The following is a 14,884-nucleotide window of genomic DNA, read 5'->3' as shown; positions in this document are numbered from 1 at the left end:
TTCTTTTCTACTCAACCGCTTGCGCTTCCGATCCGATTCACTCTTCTCGTCAGCGGGAGGCGAATTCTACAGCGTTCAAACCCGCTGTCAACACCTCTTTTTCCGCCTCATCCGCCAGAAGCGAACACTTCGAAGCAGAACCTTCCGACACCCTCACCAATCACTTAACTCGTTGATTCTCAAGGAGTTTTGTTTGGCGACCGCGCCGGAAGTGGTGCGCATTATAGGGATGCAAAAGCTGCCGTCAACCATTAATTGAAATCTTTTTGTCATCCCTCCTGAGCACCGCGAACACCCTCGGCAAGAGACGCACCAACGGCGGTGCCCGCAATAGCATGAGCAGAGCACCAGCAACGGCGTAGCCGGACCACTCGGCCATGTCCGCACGCACGACCCAGAGCATGTGCAGCAACGCGATGGCCAGAATTGCGTAAACCAGTCGATGCAACCGCTTCCAACGCTTACCCAGCCGCCGGACGCTGAATCGGTTGGACGTGACGGCCAGAGACAGCAAGCCACAGAAGCCCAAGGCCCCCACGAAGATGTAAGGACGCTTGCCCAGGTCGATCAGCAACTGCTGCATATCCAGGCCGAGCAGGAATACGGCGTAGGCGCTGATGTGCAGCACCACGTAGGTAAAGCACCAAAGCCCCAGTTGCCGACGCCCCGCTACCCAACCGCCCCAGCCGGTCAACTTCTGCAGCGGCGTCATGGACAGGGTGATCAGCAGGAACCAGAGTGCCCCGAGGCCGAGTCGGTCGACCAGCACCTTGCCCGGGTCAGGCCCCAGGGCGAAGATCCACGCCTGATACAGCCAGAGCCCAACCGGAATTGGCGCCACAAGAAATATGAAAAGTCTCCAGAGCCTGAAACGCATCAGTAGTACTTCCTCAGGTCCAGCCCGGTATAGAGGCTGGCCACTTCGTCATAACCATTGAACATACGCGTCGGCACTATGTTCGGACTGAACAGCCCGCTGGGAAGGCGCCGCTCGTGGGCCTGGCTCCAGCGGGGATGATCCACTTCGGGATTGACGTTCGAATAGAAGCCATATTCCTCCGGCGCGATGGACTCCCAGGTGGTGCGCGGCTGCTCGCTGACCAGACTGATCCGCACGATGGACTTGATGCTCTTGAAGCCGTACTTCCAGGGCACCACCAAGCGCAGCGGCGCGCCGTTCTGGTTGGGCAGCACGCGACCGTACATGCCAACTGCCAGAATAGTCAGCGGGTGCATGGCCTCGTCCAACCGCAAGCCTTCCACATATGGCCAGTCGATCAGGGAAAAGCCGGAGCGCACCCCGACCATTTCCTCCGGCGCCAGACGGGTCTCGAAGCTGACGTACTTCGCCTTGCTCGTAGGCTCGACACGCCTGAGCAAGTCCGCGAGAGGGAACCCCAACCAGGGGATGACCATGGACCAGGCCTCGACACAGCGCAGCCGGTAGATGCGCTCCTCCAAACCATGGGGCTTGGCGAGGTCTTCCACCGAATAGGTACCCGGCTTGCCCACCTCGCCATCTATACGCACCGTCCAGGGCTCTATGCGCATTTTCTCCGCGTAACGCGCCGGGTCGCCCTTGTTGGAGCCGAACTCGTAGAAATTGTTGTAGTGGGTCGCATCGCGGAAGGGGGTGACCGACTCATTACCCGGCGTCACCGCCTGCCAGCGGGTGGCAGGGAGTTTCTCGGAGAACCAGGCGGGTGCCTGGGCAGCCTCGACATCCGGATAGGCAGAAGCATCCTGGGCGCGAACCGGCAATACCGCCATGGTCGCCAGACCACCTGCAGCGGCGAGGAGGCGGCGACGGGAGAGGTAGAGGGATTCAGGGGTGACTTCGTGCTCGCGGCAGGCGGACGAAGGGGGGATCTGGATCAGCATGACGGCTCCGCAACTCGGGCTGGAATGCCCAGTAGACTGCGGAGCCGCGAGGAAATTACATCACTCGACCTGCTTGCGGCGGCGCAGCTGGAGCAAGTATTGCACCGGGCCGGATGCGGCGTAAGCCAGGAAGATCAGCAGGAGGATGCGCGGCGGATCGCTGAAGACCACGGCGAAGGCCAGCACTACTACCAGGATCGCCACGAAGGGAACGCGCCCCTTCAGGTCCAGGTCCTTGAAGCTGTAGAACTTGAGGTTGCTCACCATCAGCATGCCAGCCAGGGCGACCAGCAGGGCGACGATGAACGACATGTTCGAGCCCTTGATACCGAAGTCGCTGAAAGCCCAGACGGTGCCTGCAACCACGCCCGCAGCCGCCGGGCTGGCGAGTCCGATGAAATAACGCTTGTCCACCTTGCCGATCTGGGTGTTGAAGCGCGCCAGGCGCAGGGCCGCACCCGCCACATAGATGAAGGCGACGGTGAGACCGACGCTACCCAGGCCGCTCAGGGCCCATTCGAAGGCCAGCAGGGCAGGCGCGACGCCGAAGGCGACCATGTCCGACAGCGAGTCATACTCGGCACCGAAGGCGCTCTGGGTATTGGTGAGACGCGCGACCCGGCCATCGAGGCTGTCGAGCACCATCGCGACAAAAATGGTGGCGGCAGCCACCGAGAAATTGCCGCTCATGGCGTTGACGATGGCGTAGAAGCCGGCGAACAGGTTAGCGGTGGTGAACAGGTTGGGCAGCAGGTAGATACCGCGATGCCGAACCTTGCGCCCTTCCGCATCCTGGCCTTCCTCGACGTGCTCGTCGATGGGCAGCAGGCTGTCATTTTCAGTGGGCTGATTCGGTTCTTCGGGGCGTTCACTCATGAACAACATCCTTGCAACGAATACGAAATGTAGTGGGCGGGCTCTGGGATGCGCCACCCGGCAAACAGGCTTTATACCAGAACCCCGCTGCCATAACGAAAGAACGCGGCCGAGGCCGCGTTCCTTCTGGATCGGAAAAGACCTTAGTTCCTGGCCTTGTCGACGATCTTGTTGGCAGCGATCCACGGCATCATCGCACGCAGACGCTCACCGACCTGCTCGATCGGGTGGGCCGCGTTGTTGCGACGGTACGCGGTCATCGAAGCGTAGTTGGAGGCACCTTCCTGGATGAACATCTTGGCGTATTCGCCGTCCTGGATGCGCTTCAGGGCGTTGCGCATGGCCTGACGGGATTCGGCGTTGATGACCTCCGGACCGGTTACGTACTCACCGTACTCGGCGTTGTTGGAGATCGAGTAGTTCATGTTGGCGATGCCGCCTTCGTACATCAGGTCGACGATCAGCTTCAGCTCGTGCAGGCACTCGAAGTAGGCCATTTCCGGCGCGTAACCGGCTTCGACCAGGGTTTCGAAACCGGCTTTCACCAACTCGACGCAACCACCGCAGAGAACGGCCTGCTCACCGAACAGGTCGGTTTCGGTCTCGTCCTTGAAGGTGGTTTCGATGATGCCGGTACGGCCGCCGCCCACGCCGCAAGCGTAGGACAGGGCGACGTTCTTGGCATTGCCGGAAGCGTCCTGGTAAATGGCTACCAGGTCAGGAATGCCGCCGCCCTTGACGAACTCGGAGCGAACGGTGTGACCCGGGGCTTTCGGCGCGATCATGATCACGTCGAGGTCGGCACGCGGTACGACCTGGTTGTAGTGGATGGCGAAGCCGTGGGCGAAGGCCAGGGTGGCACCCTTCTTCAGGTTCGGCTCGACTTCTTCCTTGTACAGCTTGGACTGGAACTCGTCCGGGGTCAGGATCATGACCAGGTCGGCGGCGGCAACGGCTTCCGGCACGCTCTTGACGGTCAGGCCATGGGCCTCGGCCTTGGCAACGGTGGCGGAGCCGGCACGCAGGCCGACGGTCACATCAACACCGGAATCCTTCAGGTTGCAGGCATGAGCATGGCCCTGGGAACCGTAACCGATGATGGCAACTTTCTTGCCCTGGATGATCGAGAGGTCACAGTCTTTGTCGTAATAAACTTTCATGTTTCTGACTCTTTTATAACGAAAGGGATGAGGTGCGCGCACCGCGACAAGGGCACATTAAGCGATCTGATCCATTGCGTAAAATGATATATTCGCAACGCAATGTACCGATATGCGAAACGCTCATGGACAGCCATTCCCTCAAGCTCTTTCTTTCCCTGGCAGACAACCTGCACTTCGGCAAAACCAGCCGCGAGCAGCATGTCAGCCCCTCCGCGCTCAGTCGCAGCATCAAGCAACTGGAGGACGAACTCGGCGCACCACTGTTCGTGCGCGACAGTCGCTCGGTTCAGCTGACCCGCGAGGGACAGCAGTTCCGCGAATACGCGAGCGAGGTCATGAGCGGCTGGCATGCCATCCGCCAACGACTCATGCAGGACCAATTGGACCTGCACGGCGAACTCTCCCTGTATTGCTCGGTGACGGCGAGCTACAGCTTCCTCTACGACATTCTGAGCAGCTTCCGCCTGGACTACCCCCGCATCGAAATGAAGCTGCACACCGGCGACCCCGCAAGGGCCGTCGAGCGAGTGCAACAAGGGCTGGAGGATCTTGCCATCGGTGCCCGACCCGACAACCTGCCAGCCGGCGTCGACTTCCAGTCGATTACCCGCTCGGAGCTGCGCTTCATCGGCCCACAGTCACCTCAACTGCTGACAGAAGAACAACGGAGGCAGCCCACGGCGCAGAGCTGGAAGGACGTGCCGATGATTCTCTCGGAAGAAGGCCTGGCCCGGACCCGGACCGACCGCTGGCTGAAAAGCCATGGCATCAAGCCACGCATCTATGCCCAGGTAAGCGGCAACGAGGCCATCGTCAGCATGGTGAGTCTGGGGTTCGGTATCGGCGTGGTTCCGCAGATCGTGCTCGACAACAGCCCACTGACCGCACGCATCCGTATCTACGATATCCAGCCGCCATTGGCCGCATACGACATCGGCCTGTTCGCCCTGGAAAAACGCCTCAAAGCCCCGCTGATCGCAGCCTTCTGGAATCGCCGCCGGTAAAATCCGGGCAATAAAAACCCCGCACGAGGCGGGGTTTTTTCATGACTGCGATCAGATGGTCAGCACTTTGTCGCCACGGGAGATCCCGGTGACGCCACTGCGTACGGTTTCCAGGATCGAGCTGGTGCCGATGGCCTGGATGAAGCTGTCCAACTTGTCGCTGGTTCCCGCCAGCTGGATCGTGTAGACGCTGGAAGTCACGTCGACGATCTGGCCGCGGAAGATGTCGGTGGTGCGCTTGACCTCGGCACGCTGGGCGCCGGTGGCCTTGACCTTGACCAGCATCAGTTCGCGCTCGATGTGGGCGCTCTCCGACAGGTTCACCAGCTTCACCACTTCGATCAACTTGTTGAGGTTCTTGGTGATCTGCTCGATCACCTCATCGTGGCCGACGGTGGTCAGGGTCAGACGCGACAGGGTCGGGTCCTCGGTCGGAGCCACGGTCAGGCTTTCGATGTTGTAGTTGCGCTGGGAGAACAGGCCAACCACGCGGGACAGTGCGCCCGGCTCGTTTTCCAGCAGCAGGGAAATGATGTGTCGCATGTTCAGGTCCGCTCCGTCTTGCTCAGCCACATGTCACGCATGGCGCCTTCCCGGATCTGCATCGGGTAGACGTGCTCGCTCGAGTCGACCTGGATGTCGAGGAACACCAGACGATTCTTCAGCGAGAACGCTTCTTCCATCTTCGCTTTCAGATCCTTCGGATCGGTCACACGAATACCGACGTGGCCATAGGCCTCGGCCAGCTTGACGAAGTCAGGCAGCGATTCCATGTAGGAGTGCGAGTAACGGCTGTTGTACTGCATGTCCTGCCACTGGCGAACCATGCCCAGCGTACCGTTGTTCAGGTTGACGATTTTCACCGGCAGGTCGTACTGCAGACAGGTGGACAGCTCCTGGATGTTCATCTGGATACTGCCCTCGCCGGTCACGCAGGCGACGTCGGCTTCCGGGAAGCTCAGCTTGATGCCCATGGCCGCCGGGAAACCGAAGCCCATGGTGCCCAGGCCACCGGAGTTGATCCAGCGATTGGGCTTGTTGAAGCGGTAGTACTGCGCCGCGAACATCTGGTGCTGACCCACGTCGGAGGTGATGTAGGCATCGCCCTTGGTCACTTCCCAGAGGGTTTCGATCACGCTCTGCGGCTTGATGATGCTGCCGTCACCCTTGTCATAAGGGAACAGGTCGCCACCGGCGCGCCACTCGTCGATCTGCTTCCACCAGGCGGCGACGGTTTCCTTGTTCGGGGTCTCGCCGATTTCCTTGAGGATCGCGACCATTTCGGACAGCACGCTGTCCACCGGCCCCACGATCGGGATGTCGGCCCTGATGGTCTTGGAAATCGAAGCCGGGTCGATGTCGACATGGATGATCTTGGCGTTCGGGCAGAACTTGGCAGCGCCGTTGATGACACGGTCATCGAAGCGCGCGCCGACGGCCAGGATCACGTCGCAATGGTGCATCGCCAGGTTGGCGGTGTAGCTGCCGTGCATGCCGAGCATGCCGACGAACTGGCGATCGGTACCCGGGAAGGCGCCCAGGCCCATCAGGGTATTGGTGACCGGCAGGTTGAGCATCCTGGCCAGCTCGGTGAGCTGCTCGGATGCATTGCCCATGATCACGCCGCCACCGGAGTAGAGGATCGGGCGCTTGGCGGCCAGCAGCATCTCGGCGGCTTTGCGGATCTGGCCGGAATGGCCGCGAACCGCGGGGCTGTAGGAGCGCAGCTTGACCTTCTTCGGGTAGCTGTATTCGAACTTCTGGGTTGGATCACCCATGTCCTTCGGGATGTCGACGACCACCGGGCCGGGACGGCCGGACTGGGCGATGTAGAACGCCTTCTTGATCACCTCGGGGATTTCCGAGGGATGCTTGATGATGAAGCTGTGCTTCACGATCGGACGGGAGATACCAACCATGTCGGTCTCCTGGAAGGCGTCGGTACCAACCATGTTGCTCGGCACCTGACCGGAAAGGATCACCATCGGGATGGAGTCCATGTAGGCGGTGGCGATGCCGGTGACGGCGTTGGTCGCGCCGGGACCGGAAGTCACCAGCACCACACCGGGCTTGCCGGTGGCGCGGGCGTAACCGTCGGCCATGTGGGTAGCAGCCTGCTCATGACGGACCAGAATGTGGGTCACGTCGTTTTCCTTGAACAGGGCATCGTAGATATGCAGGAGGGCACCGCCCGGGTACCCATAGATGTACTTAACGCCTTCGTCACGCAGCGAGCGGACGACCATCTCAGCGCCAGATAAGAGCTCCACGTTTTTCACCTCTAGAACGCCAGAAAACCGCCCGCGACCGGACGGCCTGAATAGGTTTGCTTGCTAGCAGCGCGTGAGCGACTGGTGGTCGCCGACTACGTCAGCTACTGACTGAACAAGCATTGGGTCCACCCCTGAGAGTTGTTGCGGGGCTTTCCCACCCAGCGCGAGGTAACGCGTTGCGGGTGTTACAGGTCGGCGCGGGTGTGCACCTCATCGTCTGCTACAGCTTCCGACTTGCGGCCGGCCCACTGGAACAGCGAACCCTGGATTCTTCGGATTAGGAACGAACAAGTCAAGTGATCCGTTGCGGAATCTTGCTTGGATTGCTGTGACGCGACGCAGGATCAAGGCTGGTGGCTTTTGGTTATAGTTACCGCAGGATTCTCTGCCATCAGAAGGAAACCGCATGCATCGCATGATTCTCGCCGGCAGCCTGCTGCTGGTAGTGGGCACTTCCGCCATGGCCAGCCAGGTCTACAAATGGGTCGACGCCCAGGGCGTCACCCACTTCGGCGCGCAACCGCCCGAGGGCCAGGCAGCCACCACGGTGAATACCTCGGTCCCCAAGCCGCGCCCGCCATTGCCGCGCCTGGACAGCGAACAGCCCAAGCCCGGGGTCAGCCTGCCGAAGAACGAACCGGTGGGGGACCAGAAGGCCATCGATGAGAAGGTAAAGGCGGAAGTCGCATCCAAGGAGGCGGAACGCCGCAAGTATTGCGAAACCGTCCGCACCAATCTTGCGCAACTGCAGAACAATCCGCGCCTTCGGACGGAAGAGAATGGGGAAGTGCGTCGCCTGAGGGAAGAGGAGCGGCAATCCCGGATCAAGGACGCCGAAAAGGCGATACACGAAAACTGCGAGTGAGGCGAAGCCTCAACTCGCCTGGCCTATCAGCCGATCGAAGGCACCCAGTGCCTCCAGCAGCCCGCCCACCTCGGCAAATCGCTCCCGATAGACTTCCTCCGCCATGGCGCGGATCCCGGACGCATGGGGAAGCTCAAGGTCGTGCTCCAGGATGACCTTCATGCGCGGCAACAGAATCCATTGCAACCACTCCTCGAAGGCCAGGGTATCCACACAGAACGGCGCCTGGCTGGCCAACGCATCCGCGCTGGGCGCCACCTCGCCCCACCAGCCAAGGCTGCGCAGCTCAAGCTCGATGAGCAGGAGCTGGTCGGCCACCGCAGCGCAGCGCGGGTCCATCAGAGGTTGACCTTGGCCCGCTCACGCGCCAGGGCGGCGCCGGACGGGTCGCCCTGACGCTCGCGAGAGCGCGCGATCAGATCCCACAGGCTGGCCTGCATGGCCGGGCGGCCATTGGCGTAGGTCAAGGCGCGACGGGCGAACTGCTCGGCCTGGGCTGCATCCCCCTGGGCCAGTCTCACTTCGGCGAGACGCAAGAGGACCTGGGGCTCGCGGGGGGCAATGCGCTGGGCACGCTCCAGGCTGGCGGCGGCGCCATTGAGATCGCCACCGCCCTGCTGTTGCTGGGCGGTGGTCAACAGCGCCAGCACCGGGCCATCAAGCTGCTCGTCGGCGGAAAGGCCGCCGCCGCTGCTCGGGATGCCGCTCGGCATGCTCGGGGCGGGGGCACTGTAGTTCGGAACGCTGTAGCCGGGAGTGCCATAGGCAGGCGCGCTGGGGGCCGCCGCCGGGCCATTGGTAATGGGGCCGGGGGTAATGGCGCCACTGGTGATGCTGCCGCTGATGGGCGCGCTGGGTGCCGGAGCCGCAACGGCCGAACCGGAAGCGGCGCCGGGCACCATGACCACCACGCCGGAGTCCTCGGGAACACTGCGCGGCGCGGCGGGGGCCCGATTGTAGCCGCCGCCGCTGGCAGCGCCGTGCTCCAGTTCGGACAGGGGCGCGCCGGAGTCGACCACGGGAATGGCGCCACGCTGCGGGGAAGCACAACCGGCCAGCAGGGTGACTGCCGCAAGGGCGGGAATCCAGGCTTTACTCACGTTTCATCCTCTCGGTTCATTGCATCCACCCGCGAACCCAGTCCATCACCGAGTCCACGGGAGCTCCCAGGCCACAAGGCGCGCCGGGGACGGGTTCGCTGCCACGTATGTAGGGCATCTGCACAGCGCCGGGGCAGCTCGGGTCCGAACCCTGGCCGCTGTGCGGATTGATCCATGCCTGTACCACGTTATCCGGCATCGGCATGTCCAGGGGCAGCGGATCGGCTTTGCGCATGAAGCTGGTCCAGACCTGCAATGCGCCCGTAGCGCCGGTCAGAGGGGTCTTGCCGTTATCATCACGCCCCAGCCAGACCACTGCCAGCAGATCCTGGCTGAAGCCGGCGAACCAGCTATCGCGCGAATCGTTGGTGGTGCCGGTCTTGCCGGCCAGCGTCAGGGACGACGGCAGCTGGCTGTACACCGAACGCGCAGTACCTTCGCGCATCACGCGCTGCATGGCATTTTGCACCAGGTAGATGGCCCCCGGGTCGAAGCGCTGCTGGATCTGGAAGGGATAACGCTTGAGCGGCTCACCCTCGGAGGTCAGCACGCTGCGAATCGCTCGCAGCGGCGTGTTGAAACCGCCATTGGCCAGGGTCTGGTACATGGTCGCCACCTCCATCGGAGTCAGCGCGCCGGCGCCCAGCAACATCGATGGATAGGCCGGCCACTCACGTGAAACGCCCAGTCTCTCGAGAGTTTTGAGCACATTGGGCACGCCCAGTTCCAGGCCGAGCTTGGCAGTCGACAAGTTGTAGGAGTTGGCCAGCCCCTGGTACAGGTAGATGGTGCCATGGGCGCGGCGATCGTAGTTCTGCGGGCGCCAGACCTGGCCATCCTGCCCCTTCACCGAGAACGGCTCGTCGGCGACCCAACTGGTCAGGGTGTACTGGCTGGGGCGCTCCAGCGCGGTGAGGTAGACAGCCGGCTTGATCAGCGAACCGATGGGCCGCACGGCATCCACGGCGCGGTTGAAACCGGCGAAGCGCGGCTGGCGGCTGCCGATCAGCGCCTGGATCTCGCCGGTTTCGGGGTTGCTCACCACCATCGCCGACTCGACCTGGTCCACACCCTTGCGGCCTTCGAGACGCTTCAGCGTTTCGTTCAGCGAGATTTCCGCCTTGGACTGCAGGATGGGGTCGAAGCTGGTGAAGATGCGCAGGCCTTCCTCGGTCAGGTCTTCCTCGCGGTAGTCCTCGCGCAGCTGGCGCTTCACCAGGTCGAGGAAGGCCGGGTAGGAACTGTCCGCCAGGCTGCCACGCTTGGTCACGCCCAGTGGCTTCTGCTTGGCCGCCGCGGCTTCTGCGGGGGTGACCACGCCCTGCTCGGCGAGCAGGTCGATCACCAGGTTGCGCCGCTCCAGGGCGCGCTCCGGGTAGCGGCGCGGGTTGTAATAGGACGGTCCCTTGACCATGCCCACCAGCATGGCGATCTGATGCAGCTTCAGCTCCGAGATCGGCTGGCTGAAGTAATACTGGCTGGCGAGTCCGAAGCCATGGATGGCCCGCTGCCCATCCTGGCCGAGGAACACCTCGTTGAGATAGGCCTCGAGGATTTCGCGCTTGTCGTAATGCAACTCCAGCAGCACCGCCATCATGGCCTCGGTGGCCTTGCGGGAAATGCTGCGTTCGTTGGTCAGGTAGAAGTTCTTCACCAACTGCTGGGTCAGGGTACTGCCGCCCTGGCGCAATTCGCCGGCCGTGGTATTGACCCAGAAGGCTCGGGCGATGGACTTGATGGATACCCCGTGGTGATTGAAGTACTCACGGTCTTCGGTCGCCACCAGGGTTTCCACCAGGTAGGCCGGCACCTGGTCCAGGTTGACCAGCACTCGATCCTCGTGGTGCGCCGGGTAGAGACCGCCGATCAGCAGCGGTTCCAGCCGGGCCACCGCCAGGTTGGCGCCGTTGGCCTGGGTCAGGCCAGCCACGAAGTCGCCGGAGAAACGCACTCGAATCCGTTGTGCCGGTTCGGCGCCTTCGTAGAACTGGAAGCCACGGGTGTTCAGCTCGACGGCACTGCCGGAGACCGCAGCGGCCCCCGGCCCGTTGGACAGGCTCTCACGACGATAGCCCAGGGCATCGAGTTCCTTGACGAAGTCATCCTTGGACAGTTTCAGGCCGACGAAGAGCTCCAGCGGCCGGGCATAGACCTTGGCCGGGACCGTCCAGCGCTTGCCGGAGAATTTCTCCTGCACCACGGCGTCGAGGTAGATGGCGAAACCGGCGAGCAGCACCAGGCCGACCAGGCCCAGTTTGAGGGTCCAGCCAAGCCAGGGGCGGAGACCGCTGGGGCGGCGTTTGGAGCGGGATTTGGGGGATCGGGGACGTGTCATGGCGGCGCATTATACGCACTTTATCCACAGCCAACAGGCGCGGCCTGACGGTTTGCAGCCCGGCGCCCAGAGTCCATAATGCCGGGCTCCGATAGCGCAGTGAACAAGGAATGCCCGTGAGCCAGCCCCTGATAGCCGCCCTGCAGAATCCCGCTCTCTACCCCCATCCGGTGGACGGATTCCAGGTGATCGAGACGCACATATCCTGGGTGCTGCTGACCGGCAGCTACGCCTACAAGATCAAGAAACCGGTGAACTTCGGCTTCCTCGACTTCACCAGCCTCGACGCCCGCCGACACTTCTGCGGGGAAGAGCTGCGCCTCAACCAGCGCCTGACCCGCGACCTCTACCTGGAGGTTCTGCCCATCACCGGCAGCCCCGAGGCACCACAAATCGGCGGTGCAGGCGACGCCTTCGAATACGTACTGAAGATGCGCCAGTTTCCCCAGGCCAATCTGCTCAGCGCACTGCAGGCCCGCGGCGAACTGACGCCCGCCCACATCGACGCCCTGGCGGGCCAGATCGCCGCCTTCCACCTCGCCGCCCCGCAGGTGGCCCTCGACCACCCGCTGGGTACCCCGGACGCAGTGATGATGCCCGTGCGGCAGAACTTCGAGCAGATCCGTCCGCTGCTCAGCGACAAGGCCGACCTGCAGCAGCTGGACGCCCTGGAAGCCTGGGCCGAAAGCAGCCACCAACGCCTCAGGCCACTGCTGGAGCAGCGCAAGCAGGAAGGCTACATCCGCGAGTGCCATGGCGATATCCACCTCGGCAACGCGACCCTGATCGATGGCCAGGTGGTGCTCTTCGACTGTATCGAGTTCAACGAGCCCTTCCGCTTCACCGACGTCTATGCCGACATCGCCTTCATCGCCATGGACCTGGAGGACCGCGGCCTGAAGTCCCTGTCGCGCCGCCTGGTCAGCCAGTACCTGGAGCATACCGGCGACTACCAGGGCCTGGAGCTGCTCAATTTCTACAAGGCCTACCGCGCGCTGGTGCGGGCCAAGATCGCCCTGTTCAGCCTGGCCCACCAGGACGACGCGGTGCAGAAGGCCGCCACCGTCCGCCAGTACCGCAACTATGCCGGCCTGGCGGAAAGCTACAGCGCCATCCCCTCGCCCTTCCTCGCCATCACCCATGGCGTGTCCGGTTCAGGCAAGAGCCACGTCGCCCTGCGTCTGGTGGAAGCACTGGGCGCCATCCGCCTGCGCTCGGACGTGGAGCGCAAGCGTCTGTTCGGTGAGCAGAATGCCGACGCCCAGGGCCTGCAGAGCGGCATTTACAATGCGCAGGCCAGCGCCGCCACCTACCAGCGCCTGAACCAGTTGGCCGGGGCGGCCCTGCATGCCGGGTTCCCGGTCGTCATCGACGCCACCTTCCTCAAGCATGAACAGCGCAGCGCGGCGCGCAAGGTCGCCGAGCGGACCGGTGCGCCCTTCCTGATCCTCGACTGCCATGCGCCGGAAACCGTGATCGAAGGCTGGCTGGCCCAGCGCAACGCCGAAGGCCGCGATCCGTCGGATGCCACCATGGAGGTGGTACGCGCCCAGCTGACCAACCGCGAACCGCTGGACGTGGCCGAACAGGCCCGCAGCAAGCGCATCGACACCGACCAGGAATCCAGCCTCGACAGCCTGGTAGAGCGTATTCGCGCCCACCTGCCCGGCGCTTGAGCCCGTCCATCCCCGCCGCCGCGGTAACCGCCGTGGCGGCTTCTATACTCCCGCCACAGCCGGACAGCTCGGAGCACGTTCCGCGATCGTTGGCGGCCGTCGCCGCAAAGGTGACGCCTTCGCCCGGAAGTTGCGCCCCGGAACCGCCCCTATCGCCAAGGCAGTGATCGTTATCCGTGCAGGGAACGCACGAGGATGGAGCGATAGCACAAGGCCACCCGCCGTGGATGAGCGCTACACTTATCCACAGCCCTGTCCCTCTCGCGCCCGACACATCGCAAGGAGGCTCGATGAACGACGAACTGCAACACATGAAGAACCTGGGCAAGACTTCAGCGCAATGGCTGCATGCAGTCGGCATCCACAGCGCCTCGGACCTTCGCCGGCTTGGCGCCGTCGGCGCCTACAAGGCCGTCAGGGCGCGGGGATTCAGAGCCTCCAAGGTGCTGCTCTATGCAATCGAAGGCGCACTGCTGGATGTCCACTGGAACGATCTGACACCGGGTCACAAGGCGGAGCTGAACCACCAGCTGGATGCGCCAGGCGCCAACAACAAGAGCTAGCTCACAACCTCCGTCGACAGAGATTTACGAGGCAGGCCACGACCCCTATTGTTTCAGGGATCTTCGTGCGCCAAGCCGTTCCAGTCAGTTCAAGGAATTACTGCCATGTACCTACTCGGGGAGCAACCGGCCTACGCCGACCAACTGATCAACAGACTGCAAAGCATCCCCGGGCAGTTGCTCGAGGGGCTGGAACCGGCGGGCCCGGCATTCCGCCTGGATCAGATCGAGGACCTGGCCCCCCTGCTGCCGGCCAACCAGCTGTTCCTGATCGAGAATGGCCTGCTCCACGCCATCGTCGACGAGCGTCCGCTGTTCTACCTGCAGGAAGGCGATCTGGTGGGCCTGCGCCAGGGGATCGACCTGCCGTCCTGCCGCTACAGCAGCGACGAGCCCATCAGCCTACGGCCCTACAGCCGCAACGAGGTGTTCCGCCACATCTACGCCAGCGAGAAGCTCCAGGAACTGTTCATCCAGTACCTGGTGGGCCACACCGCGCTGCTCTCGGACGCCGTGGCCCGCCTGAAGCAGCCGGACGTGCGGCCTTCCACCGGTTTCCAGCACTTCGCCGCGGGCGAGGAACTGATTCGCCAGGGCGATGAGGCCGACCACGTGTTCATCATCATCGAGGGCCATGCCGAAGCCTTCGTCGACGGACAGAAGGTCGGCGACGTGCAAAAGGACGAAATCTTCGGCGCGATGGCCGTGTTCACCCGGGAAAGGCGCAGCGCCACTGTGGTCGCCAGCGAGCCCTGCACCGTGATGGTCATCCCCAAGGAGCAGTTCCTCAGCCTGATGCAGAGCAATCCGCGTATCGCCCACAGCCTGATCGAGAGCATGGCGCGCCGCATCGACCTGCTGAACAAGGAAGTGACCCAACTGCGACTGTCTCCCGAGCGGGCATGACTCAGGAGCCCTGGCACAAGGCCGGGGTTTCTGCTTTCAGGGCGCGAAAATCGTTGGCGGGAGAAAAATCCGAATCAACGCTTGACTCGAAAATGAGAATCGTTATTATTGCCTCAACTGATCGCGAGATCAGCCGGTAAGCTGGGAGACCACGCAGTCGGGCTCTTCAGATTATCTCCTCATCAGGCTAATCACGGTTTTCGACCCGGCAAATTGCCGGGTCTTTTTTTGCTCGCGATTTT

Annotated in this window: 14 protein-coding genes; 5 read left to right on the top strand and 9 right to left on the bottom strand. The window is 62.8% G+C overall.

The window, feature by feature from the left end:
- Positions 1-244: 244 nt before the first annotated feature.
- The 4 genes from msrQ to ilvC all read right to left on the bottom strand — a co-directional run bounded on the left by msrQ (position 245) and on the right by ilvC (position 3,959).
- Positions 245-877, bottom strand: a complete 633-nt coding sequence (msrQ, locus tag ACFPU0_RS05810) for a protein-methionine-sulfoxide reductase heme-binding subunit MsrQ (RefSeq protein ID WP_377691853.1) — start codon at positions 875-877, stop codon at positions 245-247.
- Entirely contained in the window at positions 877-1,881 is a 1,005-nt protein-coding gene (gene msrP, locus ACFPU0_RS05805; protein WP_377691852.1) for a protein-methionine-sulfoxide reductase catalytic subunit MsrP, read from the bottom strand. Before msrP ends, msrQ begins: the two co-directional genes overlap by 1 nt.
- 60 nt (positions 1,882-1,941) lie before the next feature.
- Positions 1,942-2,757, bottom strand: coding sequence for a CDP-diacylglycerol--serine O-phosphatidyltransferase (gene pssA / locus ACFPU0_RS05800; protein ID WP_377691850.1), 816 nt, complete (start codon positions 2,755-2,757; stop codon positions 1,942-1,944).
- A gap of 143 nt (positions 2,758-2,900) precedes the next feature.
- Positions 2,901-3,959, bottom strand: a complete 1,059-nt coding sequence (ilvC, locus tag ACFPU0_RS05795; RefSeq protein ID WP_377691849.1) for a ketol-acid reductoisomerase — start codon at positions 3,957-3,959, stop codon at positions 2,901-2,903.
- A gap of 83 nt (positions 3,960-4,042) precedes the next feature.
- On the opposite strand from ilvC, the gene ilvY reads away from it, so the two are divergent.
- Positions 4,043-4,924, top strand: a complete 882-nt coding sequence (gene ilvY / locus ACFPU0_RS05790) for an HTH-type transcriptional activator IlvY (RefSeq protein WP_377691848.1) — start codon at positions 4,043-4,045, stop codon at positions 4,922-4,924.
- Positions 4,925-4,975: 51 nt separating this feature from the next.
- On the opposite strand, the gene ilvN is transcribed toward ilvY, so the two are convergent.
- Both ilvN and ACFPU0_RS05780 read right to left on the bottom strand, forming a co-directional pair.
- On the bottom strand, positions 4,976-5,467 hold the full coding sequence (gene ilvN / locus ACFPU0_RS05785) for an acetolactate synthase small subunit (RefSeq protein WP_151136916.1): 492 nt from the start codon (positions 5,465-5,467) through the stop codon (positions 4,976-4,978).
- 2 nt (positions 5,468-5,469) lie between these two features.
- A complete protein-coding gene (locus tag ACFPU0_RS05780) occupies positions 5,470-7,194 on the bottom strand; it encodes an acetolactate synthase 3 large subunit (RefSeq protein ID WP_377691847.1) in 1,725 nt (574 codons plus the stop codon).
- 409 nt (positions 7,195-7,603) lie between these two features.
- Here ACFPU0_RS05780 and ACFPU0_RS05775 point away from each other — a divergent pair, with 409 nt between their 5' ends.
- A complete protein-coding gene (locus ACFPU0_RS05775; protein WP_377691846.1) occupies positions 7,604-8,062 on the top strand; it encodes a DUF4124 domain-containing protein in 459 nt (152 codons plus the stop codon).
- Positions 8,063-8,071: 9 nt separating this feature from the next.
- On the opposite strand, the gene ACFPU0_RS05770 is transcribed toward ACFPU0_RS05775, so the two are convergent.
- From ACFPU0_RS05770 to mrcB, 3 genes are read right to left on the bottom strand one after another with little or no spacing between them, the layout of a single operon-like run.
- Entirely contained in the window at positions 8,072-8,401 is a 330-nt protein-coding gene (locus tag ACFPU0_RS05770; protein ID WP_377691845.1) for a YqcC family protein, read from the bottom strand.
- A complete protein-coding gene (locus ACFPU0_RS05765; RefSeq protein WP_377691844.1) occupies positions 8,401-9,162 on the bottom strand; it encodes a tetratricopeptide repeat protein in 762 nt (253 codons plus the stop codon). The genes ACFPU0_RS05770 and ACFPU0_RS05765 overlap by 1 nt, the downstream gene beginning before the upstream one ends.
- Positions 9,163-9,178: 16 nt before the next feature.
- Positions 9,179-11,497: a penicillin-binding protein 1B gene (gene mrcB, locus ACFPU0_RS05760; protein ID WP_377691843.1), complete on the bottom strand. Its 2,319-nt coding sequence runs from the start codon at positions 11,495-11,497 to the stop codon at positions 9,179-9,181.
- A gap of 116 nt (positions 11,498-11,613) precedes the next feature.
- On the opposite strand from mrcB, the gene ACFPU0_RS05755 reads away from it, so the two are divergent.
- From ACFPU0_RS05755 to ACFPU0_RS05745, 3 genes are all read left to right on the top strand, one after another.
- The gene (locus tag ACFPU0_RS05755) at positions 11,614-13,173 is read left to right on the top strand and encodes an AAA family ATPase (RefSeq protein WP_377691842.1); all 1,560 of its coding nucleotides are present in this window, start codon (positions 11,614-11,616) and stop codon (positions 13,171-13,173) included.
- Between the two features lie 290 nt (positions 13,174-13,463).
- A complete protein-coding gene (locus tag ACFPU0_RS05750) occupies positions 13,464-13,736 on the top strand; it encodes a TfoX/Sxy family protein (protein WP_377691841.1) in 273 nt (90 codons plus the stop codon).
- Positions 13,737-13,841: 105 nt separating this feature from the next.
- The gene (locus tag ACFPU0_RS05745; protein ID WP_377691839.1) at positions 13,842-14,642 is read left to right on the top strand and encodes a cyclic nucleotide-binding domain-containing protein; all 801 of its coding nucleotides are present in this window, start codon (positions 13,842-13,844) and stop codon (positions 14,640-14,642) included.
- Positions 14,643-14,884 lie beyond the last annotated feature (242 nt).

Source organism: Pseudomonas sp. GCM10022186, from assembly GCF_042656385.1.
GTDB lineage: Bacteria > Pseudomonadota > Gammaproteobacteria > Pseudomonadales > Pseudomonadaceae > Metapseudomonas.
Note: the sequence above shows the minus strand (reverse complement) of the source record. Positions and strands in the feature narration are given on the sequence as shown.

Excerpts from the sequence above, each read along its gene's own strand:
- mrcB (WP_377691843.1), bottom strand. The coding sequence starts at position 11,497 with ATGACACGTCCCCGATCCCCCAAATCCCGCTCCAAACGCCGCCCCAGC.
- msrP (WP_377691852.1), bottom strand. The coding sequence starts at position 1,881 with ATGCTGATCCAGATCCCCCCTTCGTCCGCCTGCCGCGAGCACGAAGTC.
- ilvN (WP_151136916.1), bottom strand. The coding sequence starts at position 5,467 with ATGCGACACATCATTTCCCTGCTGCTGGAAAACGAGCCGGGCGCACTG.
- pssA (WP_377691850.1), bottom strand. The coding sequence starts at position 2,757 with ATGAGTGAACGCCCCGAAGAACCGAATCAGCCCACTGAAAATGACAGC.
- ACFPU0_RS05745 (WP_377691839.1), top strand. The coding sequence starts at position 13,842 with ATGTACCTACTCGGGGAGCAACCGGCCTACGCCGACCAACTGATCAAC.
- msrQ (WP_377691853.1), bottom strand. The coding sequence starts at position 877 with ATGCGTTTCAGGCTCTGGAGACTTTTCATATTTCTTGTGGCGCCAATT.
- ilvY (WP_377691848.1), top strand. The coding sequence starts at position 4,043 with ATGGACAGCCATTCCCTCAAGCTCTTTCTTTCCCTGGCAGACAACCTG.
- ACFPU0_RS05750 (WP_377691841.1), top strand. The coding sequence starts at position 13,464 with ATGAACGACGAACTGCAACACATGAAGAACCTGGGCAAGACTTCAGCG.
- ACFPU0_RS05770 (WP_377691845.1), bottom strand. The coding sequence starts at position 8,401 with ATGGACCCGCGCTGCGCTGCGGTGGCCGACCAGCTCCTGCTCATCGAG.
- ACFPU0_RS05775 (WP_377691846.1), top strand. The coding sequence starts at position 7,604 with ATGCATCGCATGATTCTCGCCGGCAGCCTGCTGCTGGTAGTGGGCACT.